16 protein-coding genes are annotated in these 19,794 nt (G+C 58.5%); 11 read left to right on the forward strand and 5 right to left on the reverse strand.

The genetic code is table 11. The features are described from left to right. Window positions 1-177: 177 nt before the first annotated feature. Entirely contained in the window at window positions 178-1,650 is a 1,473-nt protein-coding gene (locus tag QN377_RS13900; RefSeq protein WP_095003001.1) for an inorganic phosphate transporter, read from the reverse strand. A 352-nt stretch (window positions 1,651-2,002) separates the two neighbouring features. Continuing rightward, window positions 2,003-2,203, reverse strand: coding sequence for a hypothetical protein (locus QN377_RS13905; RefSeq protein WP_095003002.1), 201 nt, complete (start codon window positions 2,201-2,203; stop codon window positions 2,003-2,005). 701 nt (window positions 2,204-2,904) lie between these two features. Between QN377_RS13905 and pcaR the strand changes: the two genes are divergently transcribed. The 9 genes from pcaR (at window position 2,905) to pcaC (ending at window position 12,386) form a co-directional block, all read left to right on the forward strand. Next, window positions 2,905-3,747, forward strand: coding sequence for a pca regulon transcriptional regulator PcaR (gene pcaR, locus QN377_RS13910; RefSeq protein WP_095003003.1), 843 nt, complete (start codon window positions 2,905-2,907; stop codon window positions 3,745-3,747). Window positions 3,748-4,012: 265 nt separating this feature from the next. Next, the gene (locus QN377_RS13915; protein WP_095019443.1) at window positions 4,013-5,359 is read left to right on the forward strand and encodes an MFS transporter; all 1,347 of its coding nucleotides are present in this window, start codon (window positions 4,013-4,015) and stop codon (window positions 5,357-5,359) included. A 156-nt stretch (window positions 5,360-5,515) separates the two neighbouring features. Then, a complete protein-coding gene (locus tag QN377_RS13920) occupies window positions 5,516-6,373 on the forward strand; it encodes a CoA transferase subunit A (protein ID WP_095019442.1) in 858 nt (285 codons plus the stop codon). Then, entirely contained in the window at window positions 6,370-7,152 is a 783-nt protein-coding gene (locus QN377_RS13925; protein ID WP_169916892.1) for a CoA-transferase subunit beta, read from the forward strand. Before QN377_RS13920 ends, QN377_RS13925 begins: the two co-directional genes overlap by 4 nt. Beyond that, on the forward strand, window positions 7,149-8,354 hold the full coding sequence (gene pcaF, locus QN377_RS13930) for a 3-oxoadipyl-CoA thiolase (RefSeq protein WP_169916871.1): 1,206 nt from the start codon (window positions 7,149-7,151) through the stop codon (window positions 8,352-8,354). Before QN377_RS13925 ends, pcaF begins: the two co-directional genes overlap by 4 nt. A gap of 134 nt (window positions 8,355-8,488) precedes the next feature. Beyond that, entirely contained in the window at window positions 8,489-9,781 is a 1,293-nt protein-coding gene (locus QN377_RS13935; protein ID WP_016779752.1) for an MFS family transporter, read from the forward strand. A gap of 46 nt (window positions 9,782-9,827) precedes the next feature. Then, entirely contained in the window at window positions 9,828-11,180 is a 1,353-nt protein-coding gene (locus QN377_RS13940) for a 3-carboxy-cis,cis-muconate cycloisomerase (RefSeq protein ID WP_095019440.1), read from the forward strand. Between the two features lie 11 nt (window positions 11,181-11,191). Beyond that, the gene (pcaD, locus tag QN377_RS13945) at window positions 11,192-11,983 is read left to right on the forward strand and encodes a 3-oxoadipate enol-lactonase (RefSeq protein WP_095003008.1); all 792 of its coding nucleotides are present in this window, start codon (window positions 11,192-11,194) and stop codon (window positions 11,981-11,983) included. Between the two features lie 10 nt (window positions 11,984-11,993). Further along, entirely contained in the window at window positions 11,994-12,386 is a 393-nt protein-coding gene (gene pcaC / locus QN377_RS13950) for a 4-carboxymuconolactone decarboxylase (protein ID WP_095003009.1), read from the forward strand. A gap of 82 nt (window positions 12,387-12,468) precedes the next feature. Here the strand turns inward: pcaC and QN377_RS13955 are convergent, their stop codons facing one another. The 3 genes from QN377_RS13955 to QN377_RS13965 are packed head-to-tail and all read right to left on the reverse strand — an operon-like array spanning window position 12,469 to window position 18,233. Further along, window positions 12,469-13,920, reverse strand: a complete 1,452-nt coding sequence (locus QN377_RS13955) for an AdeC/AdeK/OprM family multidrug efflux complex outer membrane factor (RefSeq protein ID WP_016779756.1) — start codon at window positions 13,918-13,920, stop codon at window positions 12,469-12,471. Beyond that, window positions 13,917-17,078 carry an efflux RND transporter permease subunit gene (locus QN377_RS13960; RefSeq protein ID WP_095003010.1) on the reverse strand — a complete coding sequence of 1,054 codons (3,162 nt, stop codon included), beginning with the start codon at window positions 17,076-17,078 and terminating at the stop codon, window positions 13,917-13,919. The genes QN377_RS13955 and QN377_RS13960 overlap by 4 nt, the downstream gene beginning before the upstream one ends. Before the next feature lie 3 nt (window positions 17,079-17,081). Continuing rightward, a complete protein-coding gene (locus QN377_RS13965; RefSeq protein ID WP_095003011.1) occupies window positions 17,082-18,233 on the reverse strand; it encodes an efflux RND transporter periplasmic adaptor subunit in 1,152 nt (383 codons plus the stop codon). A 265-nt stretch (window positions 18,234-18,498) separates the two neighbouring features. Here QN377_RS13965 and QN377_RS13970 point away from each other — a divergent pair, with 265 nt between their 5' ends. Continuing rightward, window positions 18,499-19,155, forward strand: a complete 657-nt coding sequence (locus QN377_RS13970) for a TetR family transcriptional regulator (protein WP_095003031.1) — start codon at window positions 18,499-18,501, stop codon at window positions 19,153-19,155. Window positions 19,156-19,548: 393 nt separating this feature from the next. Continuing rightward, window positions 19,549-19,794 (forward strand): CoA-transferase (locus QN377_RS13975; protein ID WP_323567635.1); only part of this gene is annotated, 246 nt, incomplete at its 3' end.

A 19,794-nucleotide genomic window follows, 5' to 3' on the forward strand; every position in this document is an offset into this window, starting at 1 on the left:
GGGACTTGCCCGAATGCGGTGGGAGCGGGCTTGCTCGCGATGCAGGCAACGCGGTCTGTCAGGCAAACTGAGTCGATGCCATCGCGGGCAAGCCAGCTCCCACAGGGTCTGCATAATGACCGGGCATAAAAAAAGGTACGACCCGTGCGGGTCGTACCTTTTTTGTGCGGCGCGCTATCAGGCGAGGACTTTGGAAGCCAGCCAGAACAGCGTTGCAGACAGTGCAATGGTAGCCGGCAAGGTCAGCACCCAGGCCATCAGGATGGTTTTGATCGTACCGCCCTGCAGGCCGCTTTTGTTGGCGACCATGGTACCTGCCACGCCCGACGACAGAATGTGCGTCGTCGATACCGGGAGGGAGAAGATATTGGCCATGCCGATGGCGAAAGCCGTGGTGATTTGAGCGGCCATGCCCTGAGCATAGGTCATGCCCTGCTTGCCGATCTTCTCGCCGATGGTTTTAACCACACGCTTCCAGCCCACCATGGTGCCCAGACCCAGGGCCAGGGCTACAGCCAGGATCACCCAGAACGGTGCGTATTCGGTGGTGGCGGTCAGGTCTTTGCGCAGTTTCTCGAGGTCCGCTTTTTCGCGGGAATCAAGCACTGGCAATTTGCTGACTTTCTTCGCGGTGTCATCCAGGCAAAGCAGGTAGCGGCGGATCTCGATACGCTTTTCAGCCGGGATCGAGTGGTAGTCCGCTACACCTTTGAGCGAGCTCAACAGGGCTGCGATGGTCGGTTCGGTCTGCTGCGGATTGCAGCTGAACTGATCCGGCAGGTCGCCCTTGACGCTTTTGCCCAGGGCCAGGAATTCGGTCAGCGAAGCGTTGTTGCGCTCGTAGAACTGGCTCAGGTGCAAGGTGGCGTCGCGGGTGCGTTCGATCTGATAGGTGGTGCTGTTCAGATCCAGAACGAAAGCGCTTGGCACGATGCCGATCAATACCAGCATGATCAGGCCGATGCCTTTCTGGCCATCGTTGGAGCCGTGCACGAAACTGACTGCCATGGCCGAAATCACCAGCACCAGTCGGTTCCAGAACGGCGGGTGCTTCTTGTCATCCAGCTTGCGGCGCTGCTCAGGGGTCTTGTGCATCTTGGACCCCGGACGCCACCACTTCAGGCCGACCAGTACCAGGCCCGCTACCACGAAACCGGCGATTGGCGAGAACACCAGCGAGGCACCAATATCGATAGCCTTCTGCCAGTTAACCCCGTCACTCACCGGGATGCCGCTGATCAGGGCGTTGGCCAGGCCGACACCGAGGATCGAACCGATCAGGGTGTGTGAGCTTGAGGCAGGAATGCCGAAATACCAGGTGCCAAGGTTCCAGGTGATGGCCGCAGCGAGCAACGAGAACACCATGGCCAGGCCATGTCCGGTGTTTACGTTGACCAGCAGCTCAACCGGCAGCAGGTGGACGATGGCATAGGCCACGCCAACCCCGCCCAGCAACACGCCGAGGAAATTGAACACACCGGAAAAGAACACCGCCAGGTGAGGCGGCATGGCTTTGGTGTAGATGACAGTCGCTACCGCGTTTGCGGTGTCATGAAAGCCGTTGATGAACTCAAACGCGAGAACAAAGGCTAGGGCGAAGAAGAGGCTGATAAGAACCCAGGCGTCCAATCCGCTTAATAGATCGATCATGAAGGTTTTCTGACACGGTCATAAAGGGGGGCGGATTATGCCAGAAAACCCCGCTAATCAATGCACTAGCTGCCCGTTGGTAACATCTATAAATGAAAAAACCTGTAAGAATCCATCGCGAGCTGGCGTAGGCAATTCCCTTCAAGCCACTGATACCAAAGGCTATAGGGCTTTTCCAGGGGCATACGCACGCTGTGGCGCAGGTCTGATTTGGATAGATGAAATTTCTTAAATCAGAGGGGCCGACGCTGCTGGTTCAGGTTCTGATATAGCAAACAGCCATACCCGCTCATGCAAATGGCGAGCACGCAAGAGGCAGCAGGGGCTGTTCTGGTACGTTTTCAGGTGCGGGTCAGGGCTCTTCGGCCTTGAGCTCTTTTTCGATCTTCTGGATTTCTTGAGTGAACGCCTGGTCGAGCAGACTGGCCCGTTTGCGCCAGGGTTTGCGTCCGGGCTCGGGTTTGGCCGCGTAGGTGGTCACTTCACCACCGTAAAGATCCTTGAATCGTTGTTCCTGTCGCTCAAGTTCTGCGCGCAGTTCGTCTTTTGTCACTGTCTTACCTAATTGAGTTGAGTTTGAACCTGGTGAATCACCGTGCAGGGAGGTTGATTCATATGACGAATGACAGGCAATAAGACAAAGGCCTATAAATAACGTCATGCTTACATACACCACGCTATGCACTCGGCCACGTCATTTACAGAAACATGAGCGTCGCCGTCTCAAGTGTTCACCCCCGGGTGAAACTACACACGATGCAATTGCCGGCAAGCTGCGCGTAGCAATCGAACGCAACGCTCTGGTTGGATCCAATCGGCTGTACGGGCTTGACCTTGTACTCTCAATAACTTGCGCGTTCTCAATAGCTGAGAAGTGCCTCTACTATCGCTGAATAACTTCCTGCGCGTCAACTTCCTGTCGTGACATGTGTTATGAATATTTGTGAATTAGCCTGCGCTTTGCACGCGTGACTCTATTTGATTCGCTGCCGGGTAGTTGGCCATCAAGTTGTTTAAGGCCAGAGCTGAACTTGACCTGAATACATATTAATCAGACGTTTTCTATCATTGAGCGGACGCGCCTGATTGTAATAAAGCCCAGGTTAAAAAAATGTCATCCAACTAAAATGATTCAAGATCGTACAAAATCATGTGTACATTACCTCGCTGCAGCACTGATTGCGATTATCGACTAGCGGTTCGATAATCGCCCGGCATGCCATAACTATAAATAGCTGAAGCTGGGGGTTGGGAATGAATGATCGACTGCACAATGCCGTTGCCAGTATCGCGCCACCGATTGTGGCGTCGCCGGCCAAGCGTATTCAGGCGTTTACCGGTGATCCTGACTTCATGTCGTCGTTGGCCCGTGGCCTGGCGGTGGTGCAGGCGTTTCAGGAACGCAAGCGGCATCTGACCATCGCGCAGATCAGCCACCGCACGGAAATCCCCCGGGCGGCGGTGCGCCGTTGTTTGTACACCCTGATCAAGCTGGGCTATGCGACCACTGACGGGCGTACCTACTCCCTGTTGCCCAAAGTGTTGACGCTGGGCCATGCCTATCTGTCGTCCACGCCGCTGGCCGTGTCGGCTCAGCCTTATCTGGACCGCATGAGCGAGCAATTGCACGAGGCGTGCAACATGGCGACGCTCGAAGGCGATGACATCCTCTACATCGCCCGTTCGGCTACTACGCAGCGGCTGATTTCGGTTGATCTGTCGGTTGGCGGCCGCCTGCCCGCCTACTGCACTTCGATGGGGCGCATTCTGTTGGCGGCGCTGGACGACGTGACCCTGCACGAATACCTGGCCCACGGTGAGTTCCAGGCCAAGACCAGTCGTACCCTGCACACCCGCGAAGCACTGCTGGAGTGTTTGCAACTGGTGCGTGAGCAGGGCTGGTGTGTGGTCGACCAGGAACTGGAACAAGGCCTGCGTTCGATTGCCGTGCCGGTCTACGACGCTTCCGGGCAAGTGCTTGCCGCCCTGAATGTCAGCACCCACGCAGGAAGGGTCACACGCACGGAGCTGGAGCAGCGCTTTTTGCCGATCATGCTCAACGCCAGCCGCGAGCTGAGCACCCAGTTGTTTAGTTGATGGGTGAAAACTAAGCGTTCGATAAACGCACAGTTAAGCGTTTATCGAATTGCATGGCGGCAGTGGGCTGATTAATGTCGGCTCAGCGCTGCCTTGCCGGGCAGGCTAAATAATAATGAGAAGAGGCCAAACGCCATGACACTCCCCCTGACGCTGCCACTGCGCAGTCGCCCGCTGCCCTTCTGATCCCCCGATAACTATTAATGTGAGCCGCTGGCCCCTGGCCGGTTTTCGTTCGCCCTGGTTTTTGACCGGTATAAAAATAATGAATTCACCCCAGTCTTCTGTCGGCAACTGCCTCGATGTGCAGTCCTTTATCAACGCCCAACCCCTGTCGCGCTACCAGTGGCGCGTGGTGATCCTGTGTTTTCTGATTGTCTTCCTCGATGGCCTGGACACAGCGGCCATGGGCTTTATTGCGCCTGCCCTGTCCCAGGACTGGGGGATTGACCGCGCCAGCCTCGGTCCCGTGATGAGCGCCGCGCTGATCGGCATGGTGTTTGGTGCCCTGGGCTCTGGACCCTTGGCGGACCGTTTTGGCCGCAAGGTGGTGCTGGTGTCGGCGGTGCTGGTGTTTGGTGGCTTCAGTCTGGCCTCGGCCTACGCCAGCAACGTTGACCAACTGCTGGTACTGCGCTTTTTAACCGGGCTTGGCCTGGGGGCCGGCATGCCTAATGCCACTACCTTGCTTTCGGAATACACCCCCGAACGCCACAAGTCTTTGCTGGTAACCAGCATGTTTTGCGGCTTTAACCTCGGCATGGCGGGCGGCGGGTTTGTCTCTGCCAAGTTGATCCCGATGTATGGCTGGCACAGCCTGTTGTTGATTGGCGGCGTGCTGCCGCTGATTCTTGCCGTGGTATTGCTGTTCTGGTTACCGGAGTCGGCGCGCTACCTGGTGGTGCGCAACCGCAGTGTTGAGCGTATTCGCAAGACCCTTGCCCCGATCGACCCTGCCCAGGTGGCCCAGGCGTCAAGCTTCAGCGTGCCGGAGCAGAATACCGTCAAGGCGCGCAACGTCTTTGCAGTGATCTTTTCCGGCACTTACAGCACCGGCACCCTGTTGCTGTGGCTCACCTACTTTATGGGGCTGGTGATCGTTTATCTGTTGACCAGCTGGCTGCCGACGCTGATGCGTGACAGCGGCGCAAGCATGGAGCAGGCGGCATTTATTGGCGCTCTGTTCCAGTTCGGCGGGGTGTTGAGTGCAGTGGGGGTGGGTTGGGCGATGGACCGGTTCAACCCGCACAAAGTGATCGGCATTTTCTACCTGCTGGCCGGGGTGTTTGCCTACGCGGTTGGTCAGAGCCTGGGCAATATCACCGTGCTGGCAACTCTGGTGCTGGTGGCCGGTATGTGCGTCAACGGTGCGCAATCGGCGATGCCGTCGCTGGCCGCACGTTTTTATCCGACCCAGGGGCGGGCCACCGGTGTGTCATGGATGCTCGGCATCGGCCGCTTCGGCGCCATTCTGGGGGCGTGGATGGGCGCGACCCTGCTGGGTCTGGGCTGGAACTTCGAGCAGGTGCTGACCGCGCTGGTGATTCCGGCTGCCCTGGCAACCACGGCAGTGCTTGTCAAAGGCATGGTCAGCCACGCTGATGCAACCTGATAGGCAGCCTGCTAACTATGTGTTCGATTAGCGAACACATAGTCGATTATCGGATTGTTTGGGCCAAAGCCGCGGCTTAATCTGCTGAGCATCCGGTGTCGCCCTGGCGCACCTTCTTCAACCGCAGTGGCCTACAAAAAACGGGAGCTACCCCAGATGGCAGACATCATTTCGTTACACGACGCGGTGAAACAATTTGTGAGCGATGGTGACACCGTTGCCCTTGAAGGTTTCACCCACCTGATCCCGACTGCAGCGGGTCATGAAATCATCCGTCAGGGCAAGAAAGACCTGACTCTGGTGCGGATGACGCCTGATCTGGTGTACGACCAGTTGATCGGTGCCGGTTGTGCACGAAAGTTGATCTTTTCCTGGGGTGGCAACCCTGGCGTTGGTTCCCTGCACCGTTTGCGCGATGCCGTCGAGAAACAGTGGCCACAGCCGCTGGAAATCGAAGAGCACAGCCACGCCGACCTGGCCAATGCCTACGTTGCGGGTGCCTCGGGCCTGCCATTTGCGGTGCTGCGTGCATACGCAGGGTCTGATTTACCCAAGGTCAATCCGCTGATCAAGACCGTCACTTGCCCGTTTACTGGCGAAGTACTGGCCGCAGTACCGGCGGTGCGCCCGGATGTCACGGTGATTCACGCGCAAAAGGCCGACCGCAAGGGCAACGTGCTGCTGTGGGGCATCCTGGGGGTGCAGAAAGAAGCAGCGCTGGCGGCCAAGCGCTGCATCGTCACCGTTGAAGAAATCGTCGACGACCTGCAAGCGCCGATGAATGCCTGCGTCCTGCCAACCTGGGCCTTGAGCGCAGTGTGTCATGTGCCGGGTGGGGCGCACCCTTCCTACGCTCATGGTTATACCGAACGCGATAACCGTTTCTATCAAGCGTGGGACCCGATTGCCCGCGACCGTGAGATCTTTACTGCCTGGATCAATGAATACATCCACGGCACTGCGAATTTCAGTGAGTTCCAGGCCAAGCTGGCCCGCGCTTCGGAGGCTAAATAATGACCTACACCACCAATGAAATGATGACCGTTGCGGCGGCCCGCCGTTTGAAAAACGGTTCGGTGTGTTTTGTCGGCATTGGCTTGCCTTCCAAGGCGGCTAACCTGGCGCGTCTGACCTCGTCTCCGGATGTGGTGCTGATCTACGAGTCCGGCCCGATTGGTGCCAAGCCTGATGTGTTGCCGCTGTCGATAGGTGACGGTGAACTGGCCGAAACGGCTGACACAGTAGTCTCCACCAGTGAAATCTTCCGTTACTGGCTGCAGGGCGGTCGGGTCGATGTCGGCTTTTTGGGCGCAGCCCAGGTCGACCGTTTCGGCAATATCAACACCACAGTGGTCGGTGACTACCACCAGCCAAAAGTGCGCCTGCCAGGTGCCGGTGGCGCGCCGGAAATCGCCGGTTCGGCGAAAAGCGTGCTGATCATCCTCAAGCAGTCGGCCCGTTCATTTGTCGACAAGCTGGACTTCATTACCTCGGTGGGCCACGGTGAAGGCGGCGACTCGCGCAAGCGTCTGGGCCTTCCGGGTGCCGGGCCGGTGGGCATCATTACCGATCTGTGCACCATGGAACCTGAAGAACAGACCAACGAATTTGTAGTCACTGCCCTGCATCCGGGCGTGACCCGCGAGCAAGTCATTGCTGCCACCGGCTGGGCCATTCGCTTTGCCGATAATGTGGCGCAAACAGCGGCCCCGACCGACGTCGAACTCAGCGCCTTGCGTGACCTGGAAGCGCGCACCGCACTGGCCCACGGTCAGGCTCCGGGAGAAGCATGATGCGCGAAGTCTTTATCTGTGACGCGATTCGTACCCCTATCGGCCGTTTTGGCGGTGGCCTGGCAGGCATGCGCGCCGATGATCTGGCGGCAGCGCCGATCAAGGCGCTGATCGAACGCAACCCGAATGTGAACTGGAACGAAGTCGACGAAGTTTTTTTCGGCTGCGCCAACCAGGCCGGTGAAGACAACCGCAACGTGGCGCGCATGGCCGCGTTGCTGGCCGGGCTGTCGGACAGCATTCCAGGCGTGACCCTCAACCGCCTGTGTGCCTCGGGTATGGATGCCATCGGCACGGCGTTCCGCGCCATTGCCAGCGGCGAGATGGAACTGGCGATTGCCGGTGGCGTCGAGTCCATGTCGCGGGCGCCGTTTGTGATGGGCAAGGCCGATGCCGCGTTCTCGCGCAACATGAAACTGGAGGACACCACCATTGGCTGGCGCTTTATCAACCCGCTGATGAAAGCCCAATACGGTGTCGACCCGATGCCACAGACGGCGGACAACGTGGCCGACGAGTACAAGATTTCCCGCGCCGATCAGGACGCTTTCGCCCTGCGCAGCCAGCAACGGACTGCTGCTGCCCAGGCCGCAGGCTACTTTGCCGAAGAAATCGTGCCGGTGCGTATTGCCCATAAAAAAGGTGAGACGGTGGTTGAGCACGACGAGCATCCGCGTGCCGATACCAGCCTGGAAACCCTGGGCAAACTCAAGCCGGTCAACGGCCCGGACAAGACCGTCACTGCGGGCAATGCCTCGGGGGTCAACGATGGCGCCGCGGCGATGATCCTGGCATCGGCCGAGGCGGTCAAACGCCATGGCCTGACCGCTCGCGGTCGGGTTCTGGGCATGGCCAGCGCCGGTGTTGCGCCCCGTGTAATGGGCATTGGCCCGGTGCCGGCGGTGCGTAAGCTGGTGGAGCGCCTGGGGTTGGCGGTGAGTGATTTTGACGTGATCGAACTCAACGAAGCCTTCGCCAGCCAGGGCCTGGCCGTTTTACGCGAGCTGGGCCTGGCTGACGATGCGCCGCAGGTAAACCCCAATGGCGGGGCAATTGCCCTGGGTCACCCCCTGGGCATGAGCGGTGCTCGCATCGTCATGACCGCCTTGCATCAGCTGGAAAAAACCGGTGGCAAGAAAGGCCTGGCGACCATGTGCGTGGGCGTTGGGCAGGGTCTGGCATTGGCTATTGAACGGGTCTGATAGCGCTCAATACTGCCTCTGTGGGAGCGAGCCCGCTCGCTCCCACGGCCTCAGTCGTTCGGCTTATTGCGGTGATGGCGCGAGATGTTGCAATGTGTGTCTGATTGCAACTAAAACCTGATGAGTAAATAAAGATGACAACAGCAACTCACTACACAGGAGAGGAGCGCAAAAAAAGGATTTTTGCGATTGTCGGTGCATCCTCCGGCAACCTGGTCGAATGGTTCGACTTTTACGTTTACGCCTTCTGTGCGATCTACTTCGCTCCCGCTTTCTTCCCCTCCGATGACCCTACGGTGCAGTTGCTGAACACGGCCGGTGTGTTTGCGGCGGGTTTTTTGATGCGCCCCATAGGTGGCTGGCTGTTTGGCCGGGTGGCTGACAAGCACGGGCGAAAGAATTCCATGATGATCTCGGTGCTGATGATGTGCGCCGGCTCACTGGTTATTGCCTTCTTGCCGACCTATGCCTCGATCGGCGCCTGGGCCCCGGCCTTGTTGCTGATGGCACGGCTGTTCCAGGGCCTGTCGGTAGGGGGTGAATACGGCACCACTGCGACCTATATGAGTGAAGTGGCACTCAAGGGCCAGCGCGGCTTCTTTGCTTCCTTCCAGTATGTAACGCTGATCGGCGGGCAACTGCTGGCGGTGCTGGTGGTGGTGATTCTTCAGCAGTTTCTGTCAGAAGACGAACTGCGGGCCTGGGGCTGGCGCATCCCCTTTGTGATCGGTGCCATTGCGGCGCTGATTTCGTTGTTGCTGCGTCGCACCCTGAAAGAAACCACCAGCGCCGAAACCCGCCAGGACAAGGATGCAGGTAGCGTGAGAGCGTTGTTCCGCGACCACAAAGCGGCATTTATTACCGTGCTGGGCTACACCGCAGGCGGCTCGCTGATTTTCTACACCTTTACCACCTACATGCAGAAATACCTGGTCAACACCGCCGGTATGCACGCCAAGACCGCCAGTTACATCATGACCGGGGCGCTGTTCCTTTATATGTGCATGCAGCCGCTGTTCGGCATGCTGGCGGACAAGATCGGCCGGCGTAACAACATGCTCTGGTTTGGCGCGCTGGGTACGCTGTGTACGGTGCCGATCCTGTTGACCCTGAAAACCATCAGCAGTCCCTTCCTGGCCTTTGTCCTGATTACCCTGGCGCTGGCGATTGTCAGCTTCTACACCTCGATCAGCGGCCTGGTCAAAGCCGAGATGTTCCCGCCGCAGGTACGGGCGCTGGGTGTTGGCCTGGCCTATGCCGTGGCTAACGCCATCTTTGGTGGTTCTGCGGAATACGTGGCACTGGGCCTCAAGTCCATGGGCATGGAAAACAGCTTCTACTGGTATGTGACGGTGATGATGGCCATCGCGTTCCTGTTCAGCTTCCGTTTGCCCAAGCAGCCCAAGTACCTGCACCACGATTTGTGATGTGCCCGCGCGCCCGGCTGTGGCGCGCGCTTTCTAAGGAAGGTTTATGAGTGATCAGCTGTTCGATGCGTACTTTACCGCCGAGGCCATGAAGCAAGTGTTTTGCGATCATGGCCGGGTACAGGCCATGCTCGACGTCGAAGCGGCGCTGGCCCGGGCACAAGCCCGGGTCGGGGTGATTCCTCACTCTGCGCTTGCACCGATTACCGCGGCCTGTCGCGCACAATTCTACGATTTTGAAGCGCTGGGCCTGGCGATCGCCAGTGCCGGCAATTCGGCGATCCCGCTGGTCAAGGCCCTGGGCAAACAGATTGCCAGCAGCGCGCCCGAAGCGGAACGTTATGTGCATTTGGGTGCCACCAGCCAGGACGTGATGGACAGCGGTCTGGTCCTGCAATTGCGCGCCGCTCTGGATTTGATCGAGCGTGACATGACGCAGCTGGCGGATGTGCTCGCCGCGCAGGCTCAGCGCTATGCCACAACGCCTTTGGCCGGACGCACCTGGCTGCAGCAGGCTACTCCGGTGACCTTGGGCATGAAAATCGCCAGCTGGCTGGGGGCCGTGACCCGTAGCCGCCAGCGTCTGCACGAGCTCAAACCGCGTTTACTGTGCCTGCAGTTTGGCGGTGCTTCCGGCACCCTGGCCGCCCTTGGCGATCAGGCCATGCCGGTGGCACAGGCGTTGGCTGATGAACTGGGCCTGAGTCTGCCTGAGCAACCCTGGCATACCCAGCGTGATCGTCTGGTGGAATTTGCCGCAGTTCTGGGCCTGATCGCCGGTGGCCTGGGCAAAATCGGTCGGGATATCAGCCTGCTGATGCAGACCGAGGCGGCGGAAGTGTTCGAGCCGTCGGCACCGGGCAAGGGCGGCTCGTCGACCATGCCGCACAAGCGCAACCCGGTTGGGTCTGCGGTATTGATCGGTGCCGCAACGAGGGTGCCGGGCCTGCTGAGCATTTTGTTCAGCGCCATGCCTCAGGAGCACGAGCGCAGCCTGGGCTTATGGCATGCCGAATGGGAAACCCTCCCCGAGATTTGTTGCGTGGTGTCCGGCGCGCTGGTACAGGCGTTGAATATTGCCCGTGGGCTGGAAGTGGACAGTGAGCGCATGGCGCGCAACCTCGATCTGACCCACGGGCTGGTGCTGGCTGAAGCGGTAAGCATTGTGCTGGCGCAGCGGGTAGGGCGCGAAACCGCGCATCATCTGCTGGAGCAGTGTTGCAAGCGGGCGGTGGCCGAAAAGCGCCATTTACGTGGGGTGCTGGGCGAAGAGCCGCAAATCACCGCGCACCTCAGCGCGCAGGAACTGGATCGCCTGCTCGATCCGGCCCATTACCTTGGTCAGGCGACGACGTGGGTCGAACGTGCGCGGGCTGAACATTTTGCGTTGGTCCTCTAAAGGAGAAACTCGTGGGACGTGTACAACTCGCTGAAGGTGAACTCAACTACCGCCTGGACGGCCCGCAAGGTGCACCGGTGCTGGTGCTGTCCAATTCCCTGGGCACTGATCTGGGGATGTGGGACACGCAGATTGCGGCGTTCGCCGAGCACTTCCAGGTATTGCGCTACGACACCCGGGGTCATGGCCAGTCGTTGGTGACCGAAGGACCGTATAGCATTGAACAACTGGGCGGAGATGTTTTGGCGCTGCTGGATGCGCTGCATATCGAGCGCGCGCATTTTTGCGGGTTGTCGATGGGTGGACTGATTGGCCAGTGGCTGGGGATCCATGCCGGTTCGCGGCTGCACAAGCTGGTGGTGTGCAACACGGCTGCCAAAATTGGCGAGCCTGCGGTCTGGAATCCGCGCATCGAGATGGTTTTGCGTGAGGGTGCTGCGGCGATGGCGGGGTTGCGTGATGCCTCCATTGCCCGCTGGTTTACCGCGGACTTCGCCCAGGCCAATCCCGGGCAGGCCAAGCGCATCACCGATATGCTGGCGGCCACTTCGCCCCAGGGCTATGCCGCCAATTGTGCTGCTGTGCGTGATGCAGATTTTCGCGATCAGTTGGGCGCAATCGAAGTGCCCATGCTGGTGATCGCGGGCACTGAAGATGCCGTCACGCCGCCTGCGGGCAGCCACTTCATTCAGGAACATGTGCGTGGCGCGCAGTACGCCGAGTTTTACGCCGCGCACCTGTCCAACGTGCAGGCAGGCGATGCTTTCAGCCAGCGCGTGCTGCAATTTTTGCAGGCAAGCTAAGGAGTTTTTTGTGGACGAGAAACAACGTTACGACGAGGGCATGCAAGTACGCCGTGCGGTGCTGGGTGATGCCCATGTGGATCGCAGCCTCAATGCCCTGACCGAGTTCAACAGCGAGTTCCAGGAAATGATCACCCGCCACGCCTGGGGTGATATCTGGACTCGTCCGGGGTTGGCGCGCCATACCCGTAGCCTGATTACCATCGCGATGCTGATCGGCATGAACCGCAATGAAGAGCTGAAACTGCATCTGCGCGCTGCGGCCAACAATGGCGTGACCCGGGCCGAGATCAAGGAAGTGATCATGCAGAGTGCTATCTATTGCGGGATTCCGGCGGCCAATGCGACGTTTCATCTGGCTGAATCGGTGTGGGATGAATTGGGGGTTGAGTCGCGGGAGTAACAGCGGCTACAGATCAATCTGCATCCCTAGCCTGAAACAACAAACCCGCCATAAGGCGGGTTTGTTGTTTAACCGATACGCATCAAGCCTTGGGTGGCTGATCCGAAACAGGGCGGTTTTGCCCGGTCTGTTCGTACCAGCCGCCACCCAGCGCCTTGTACAGCGTGACTTCACTGGTCAGCTGCGAAAGACGGTCGGTGATCAACGATTGCTGCGCGCTGAACAACGAGCGCTGGGCATCGAGGAAGGTCAGGTTGCTGTCGATGCCAATCCGATAACGACGCTCGGCCAAACGGTAGTAATCCTGGTTGGCGTTGACGAAGTCGGTTTGCGCCTGCAACTGCTGGTTGTAGGTTTGACGCGCTGCCAGACCGTCAGAAACTTCCTGGAAGGCGGTCTGGATTGTTTTCTCGTACTGGGAAACGGTGATCTCTTTCTGGATTTTTGCGTAGTCCAGGCTGGCGCGCAAAGCCCCTGCGTTAAAGATCGGCAAGTTGATTTGCGGTGAGAACAACCAGGTGCCCGAGCCGCCCTTGAACAGCCCCGACAGGTCAGGGCTCAAGGTCCCGGCATTGGCCGTGAGGCTGATGCTCGGGAAAAACGCTGCCCGCGCCGCGCCGATGTTGGCGTTGGCGGCCAGCAACTTGTGCTCGGCTTCAAGGATGTCCGGACGACGTTGCAGCAAGTCCGATGGCAAGCCAGCCGGTACTTCGCTCAACAGGTCGGCTGCCAGCGGTTGGGCTGCCGGCAGGTTGTCCGGGATGGTGCTGCCCAGCAACAGCGCGAGGCTGTTCTGATCTTGCGCCACCTGACGGGTGTAGCGGGCCAGCTGCACCTTGGCGTTTTCCACCGAGGTGCGTGACTGGCTGACTTCAAGGGCCGAGGCCACACCGACTTCATTGCTGCGCAAAGTGAGCTTGTAGCTCTCATCGAACGCCTTGAGGGTGTCTTCGGTGAGCTTGAGCAGCTCTTTGTCAGCCTGCCAGGTCAGGTAGGCATTGGCGACGCTGGCCACCAGACTGATCTGGGTGCTGCGTCGGGCTTCTTCGGTTGCAAAGTAGTTCTGCAACGCCTGATCGCTCAGGCTGCGAACCCGGCCGAACAGGTCCAGCTCGTATGCACTGACCCCAAGGGTGGCCGAATAAGAGCTGGTGATGCTCGACTCGCCGGTTTGCGACATGTTGGCCGGAGTACGTTGACGGCTACCGCTGCCAGAGGCCGAAACCGCCGGGAACAGATCGGCGCGCTGGATGCGGTACTGCGCGGCATAGGCGTCGATGTTCAACGCCGCGACGCGCAGGTCGCGGTTGTTGACCAGAGCCGTCTGGATCAGCTGCTGCAGCGCCGGGTCATGGAAAAACTGACGCCAGCCCTGTTCCGCAGCGGCCTTGCTGGCCGCCTCGGTTGGCGAGTAGGCCGGGCCTTGCGGGTATTGCGCCGCTACCGGCGCTTCAGGGCGCTGGTAGTCGGGGATCAGCGAGCAGCCGCCGAGCGTAAACGCTGCAACAGCTACTGCGAGAAGCGACTTGCTCATTGGCCAGCCTCTTGGTTTGGAGTTTTAGTCAGATCCACTTTCTTTTCCGTGTCTTTATTCTTGCCGCCGCCAATGGACGATACGGCCACAAAGAACAGCGGTACCCAGAACACGGCCAGTACGGTGGCGGTGATCATGCCACCGATAACACCGGTACCAATAGCGTGCTGGCTGCCCGAGCCTGCGCCCGTGGAGATGGCCAGTGGAACCACACCCAGTACGAAGGCCAGGGAGGTCATGATGATCGGACGCAGACGCATGCGGCACGCCTCGATCGCGGCATCCACCAGGCTTCGTCCCTGCTCATGCAGTTCCTTGGCAAACTCGACGATCAGAATGGCGTTTTTCGAGGCCAGACCGATGGTCGTAAGCAAGCCCACCTGGAAGTACACGTCGTTGGACAACCCGCGCAGGCTGGTGGCCATAAGCGCACCAATGATCCCCAGGGGTACGACCAGCATCACCGCAATCGGGATCGACCAGCTTTCGTACAGTGCTGCAAGGCACAGGAATACCATCAGCAAGGAAATAGCGTACAGGGCAGGCGCTTGCGAACCTGACAGACGTTCCTCGTAAGACAGCCCCGTCCAGGAAATACCTACACCCGCTGGCAACTTCTTGGCCAGGGCTTCGACCTCAGCCATGGCTTGACCGCTGGTATAGCCCGGAGCCGGAGCGCCGAGAATTTCCATCGCTTCTACGCCGTTGTAACGCGACAGCTTGGGTGGGCCGTAGATCCACTCGCCCTTGGCGAAGGCCGAGAACGGCACCATGGTTCCCTGATCGTTACGCACGTACCATTTCTTCAGGTCTTCGGGGTTCATCCGCGAGTCAGCTTCGCCTTGCAGGAATACCTTTTTGACTCGACCGTGGTCGATGAAGTCGTTGACATAACTGGCACCCAGACCAATGGACAGGGTGTTGTTGATGTCCGAAATGCTCAGGCCCAGGGCGCGAGCGGCCTCATCGTCGATCAGCAGCTTGTATTGCGGTTCATCGTTCAGACCGTTCGGACGTACGCCCGCCAGGATCTTGCTTTGAGCCGCCATCCCCAGGAACTGATTGCGTGCAGCCATCAGTTTCTCGTGGCCAATGCCGGAGCGGTCTTGCAGGTACACGTCGAAACCGGTGGCGTTACCCAGTTCCATTACAGCAGGCGGGGCAAAAGCGAACACCATTGCATCGCGGTAGCTGGAGAACACTTTCTGCGCCCGTGCAGCCAGTGCAAATACACTGTTGTCGGAATCGCGCTCGCCCCACGGCTTGAGCATGATGAACGCCAGGCCGGAGCTCTGGCCACGGCCGGCGAAGTTGAAGCCGTTTACGGTAAACACCGAAGACACAGCGTCCGACTCATCGGCCAGCAGGTATTCGCGCATCCGGTCGATCACTTGCTGGGTGCGCTCTGCAGTGGTGCCTGCCGGTGTTTGAACCTGTGCAAACAGTACGCCCTGGTCTTCTTCCGGGAGGAAGGAGGTAGGGATACGGGTAAACAGGAACACCATGCCAACCACAATCAGCACATAAGCCAGCAGGTACGGAGCCTTGTGCCGCAGAATGCTGCCGACACCTTTTTCATAGCGTTTCACGCCATTGTCGAAGGTCCGGTTGAACCAGCCGAAGAAACCGCGCTTGTTCTCGCCGTGATCACCCTTCTGGATTGGCTTGAGCATGGTGGCGCACAGGGCCGGGGTGAAAATCAGGGCAACCAGTACCGACAGGCCCATCGCCGACACGATAGTGATCGAGAACTGGCGATAGATCACACCCGTGGAGCCGCTGAAGAAGGCCATCGGCAGCAATACCGCCGACAACACCAGCGCAATACCTACCAGGGCACCCTGGATCTGCTCCATGGATTTCTTGGTGGCTTCCTTGGGCGGCAGTCCTTCTTCGGACATGACCCGCTCAACGTTTTCAACCACCACGATCGCATCGTCCACCAGCAAGCCGATGGCCAGTACCATACCGAACATGGTCAGGGTGTTGATGCTGAAGCCTGCAGCGGCCAGGATCCCGAAGGTACCCAGCAATACAACCGGTACTGTCATCGTGGTGATGATGGTGGCCCGGAAGTTTTGCAGGAACAGGAACATCACCAGGAACACCAGTACAACCGCTTCGACCAGGGTGTGCACCACACCTTCGATCGATGCCGAAACCACAGGCGTGGTGTCGTACGGGTAAACGACTTTCATACCTTCCGGGAAGAAGGGTTCCAGGCCGTTGATGGTTTCACGCAATGCCTTTGCCGTGTCCAGAGCGTTGGAGCCCGGGGCCAGCTTGATCGCGATACCCGATGCCGGTTTGCCGTTGAATTGTGCGCTGACGCTGTAGTTCTCACCACCCAGGGCAACATCTGCGACATCGCTCAGGCGTACCTGGGAGCCGTCGGTGTTGACCTTGAGCAGGATCTTTTTGAACTCTTCAGCCGTTTGCAGACGGGTTTTGCCGATGATGGTCGCGTTCAGCTCTTGACCCTTGACGGCAGGCAGGCCGCCCAGTTGCCCGGAGGACACCTGAACGTTCTGTGCGCTGATGGCCGATTTAACGTCCACCGGAGTCAGGTTGTATTTGTTCAGCTTGACCGGGTCGAGCCAGATACGCATGGCGTACTGGGCGCCGAACACCTGGAAGTCGCCCACACCTTCGGTACGGGAGATCGGGTCCTGCATGTTGGAAACGATGTAGTTGGACAGGTCGTCCTTGTTCATGCTGCCGTTTTCAGACACCACACCAATAACCATCAGGAAGTTTTTCACTGCCTTGGTTACACGGATACCTTGCTGCTGTACCTCTTGCGGTAGCAGGGGGGTCGCCAGGTTGAGCTTGTTCTGTACCTGGACCTGTGCGGTGTCAGGGTCAGTGCCTTGCTCGAATGTGGCGGTGATGCTCATGCTGCCGTCGGAGTTACTTTCCGATGACACATAGCGCAGGTGGTCGATACCGTTGAGCTGTTGCTCGATCACCTGAACCACGGTGTCCTGCACGGTTTGCGCCGAAGCGCCCGGGTAGGTCACGGAGATCGAAATGGCCGGTGGTGCAATGCTCGGGTACTGGTTGATCGGCAACTTCAGGATCGATAGAGCCCCGACCAGCATGATCACCAGGGCTATAACCCAGGCGAAAATCGGACGGTCGATAAAAAATTTCGACATGGTTTATTCCCCTTTACTGCCTGCAGCTTTTTCTGTTGCCGGGGCAGATGCCGGGGTTTCGCCTTGTGGCTTGTCCATGATCTTGACTTCAATGCCAGGCTTGATGAATTGCAGGCCATCAGTAATCAGACGGTCGCCAGGGTTCAGGCCTTTCTCAACCAGCCAGTTGCTGCCAACGGTGCGCGAAGCTTGCAGTACACGCAGCTCAACCTTGTTGTCCGGTCCAACGATCATTGCAGTCGGTTGGCCCTTGAGGTTGTGGGTCACGCCGATCTGTGGAGCGAGGATGGCATTGCTGTCGATGCCTGCTTCCAGCTGCGCGTGTACAAACATGCCCGGCAACAGGGTTTCGTCAGGGTTAGGGAATACGGCGCGCAGGGTGACGGAACCGGTGGTTTCATCAACCGAGACTTCGGCGAACTCAAGGCGACCTTCCTGGCCGTACTCGCTGCCGTCAGGCAGGGTCAGCTTGACCTTGGCGGCGTTTTCACCGGCCTTCTTCAAACGGCCACTGGCCAGGTCACGGCGCAGTTCGAGCATTTCTACCGAGGACTGGGTCACGTCAACATAGATCGGGTCCAGTTGGGTGATCACGGCCAATGCATTGGCCTGGCCACTGGTGACCAGTGCACCTTCGGTGTACAGCGAGCGACCGATGCGGCCGGTCAGCGGCGCCAGCACCTTGGTGTAGCGCAGGTTAACCTGGGCGGTGTTCAGCGCGGCTTCTGCTTCCAGGCGGGCGGCTTCGGCGTTGTCGTATTCCTGACGGCTTACGGCTTGCTCGGCGACCAGTTGCTTGTAGCGCTGAGCCAGTGATTTTGCCGATTGCAGGGTGGCGCGGGCGCTGAGTACGGCGCTTTCATAGATCGCCGGATCGATTTGATAGAGCTGCTGGCCGATCTTGACGTCACTGCCTTCTTTAAAGAAGCGCTTGAGGATGATGCCGTTTACCTGCGGGCGTACTTCTGCCGAACGATATGACGCGGTGCGGCCAGGCAGATCGGTGGTCAAGGTAAATGGCTGGGTTTTCAGCGTGACAACGCCGACCTGAGGGATTTGCGGGGCAGGTGCTGCCTCTTCCTTTTTGCATCCGCTGAGCAGCGAAGCAAGGGCGATGGCAGCAACCAGAGCGGTAACAGCTGGCTTGAATTGCATGAAGATCCTCGGGTCAGGCACGCGAAAGCGCACAAGAATAGTGGAAGGGTAAAGAAAGCTGTTCCGGGTGGATAAATAGCTTGCTAAGTAATATACTTACATTCGTGTCTGTTTGTAAATAGTGGGACGCTGTCTCGCCAAGCCTTACAGCGCCATTTTTCATGCGTGTAGTAGACCGGGATAAGGCATAACAAGCGCCACCCGATGTTGGTCCGGGCAAGTGACCGTAGAGGCCCGGATCCTTCTGATTGAGGTTTTTATTGCCATGGTGCGTCGTACCAAAGAAGAAGCTCTTGAAACCCGGAGCAAAATCCTCGAAGCGGCCGAACAGGCCTTCTATGAGCGCGGGGTTGCCCGCACGACGCTGGCTGATATCGCCACACTGGCGGGTGTCACCCGTGGTGCCATTTACTGGCACTTCAGCAACAAGGCCGAGTTGGTTCAAGCCATGCTCGACAGCTTGAATGAGCCTCTGGATGAAATGGCCAGGGCAAGCGAAAGCGAGAACGAAGTCGACCCGCTTGGCTGCATGCGCCAATTGCTGATTCACTTGTTTCGCCAGGTTGCCATTGACCCAAAAACCCGGCGTATCAATGAAATTTTGTTCCATAAGTGCGAATTCACTGACGAAATGTGTGATTTACGGGCTCAACGCCAGATGGCGATGCTCGATTGCAACAGCAGGATCGAGCTGGCCCTGAGCAATGCCATTCATCGTCAACAGCTCCCTGAAAATCTGGATGTTCGCCGTGCTGCCATCTGCCTGCATGCCTATATCGACGGAATACTCGGACAATGGCTGCTGGTTCCCGACAGCTTTGACCTGTACACACACGCGCAATCCTGGGTCGATACGGGGCTGGACATGCTGCGCACAAGCCCAGCTTTAAGAAACTCCGGCAATATCCGAGAGGGAGTCTAGTAGGCTCAAGCAATAAGGCGAGTGAAGATTTTGCCCTTTGGGCCATTTGATGGCAGATGGCATTTATATACGTCTGGCCCGCGGGTTTAAAGTTAGCGAGCTAAGTATTTTGTAGCTAAATTGTTATCGTTTAGTTAAGCGTCCCACAGCCAGATGTAATTAATCCTAAGCGATTGCGGATTAAGGATTACTGAACGGCGGCATCTTTCTCGGTTATTTTTTCCAATCAACCCTTCCTGCCTTGGCTTCCCCTACACTTGAGCAACGCTTTGGCCTCAGGCCAGAGCTGCCAGCAACGGGGGAGCGGGCAACTGCCAGGCTGTTTTCCTCTCCCGACTGAAGCAAACAGACTGCGACGGTGTGGTGTGTCGTGGACAATTCGAGGAATAACAAGTGAACAAGATTTACTCGAGTGCTGAATCCGCTTTGCAAGGCCTGGTCGAAGACGGCATGACCCTGGCTGTAGGCGGTTTTGGCTTGTGCGGTATCCCCGAAGCGCTGATCGCGGCTTTGCGCGATACCGGCAAGCGCGAGCTGACGGTGATCAGCAATAACGCCGGGGTTGACGGATTTGGTCTGGGGCAACTGCTGGAAACGCGCCAGATTCGCAAAATGATTTCCTGTCTCTTATACACATCT

Source organism: Pseudomonas sp. CCC4.1 (assembly GCF_035019225.1).
Taxonomy (GTDB): Bacteria; Pseudomonadota; Gammaproteobacteria; order Pseudomonadales; family Pseudomonadaceae; genus Aquipseudomonas; species Aquipseudomonas bubulae.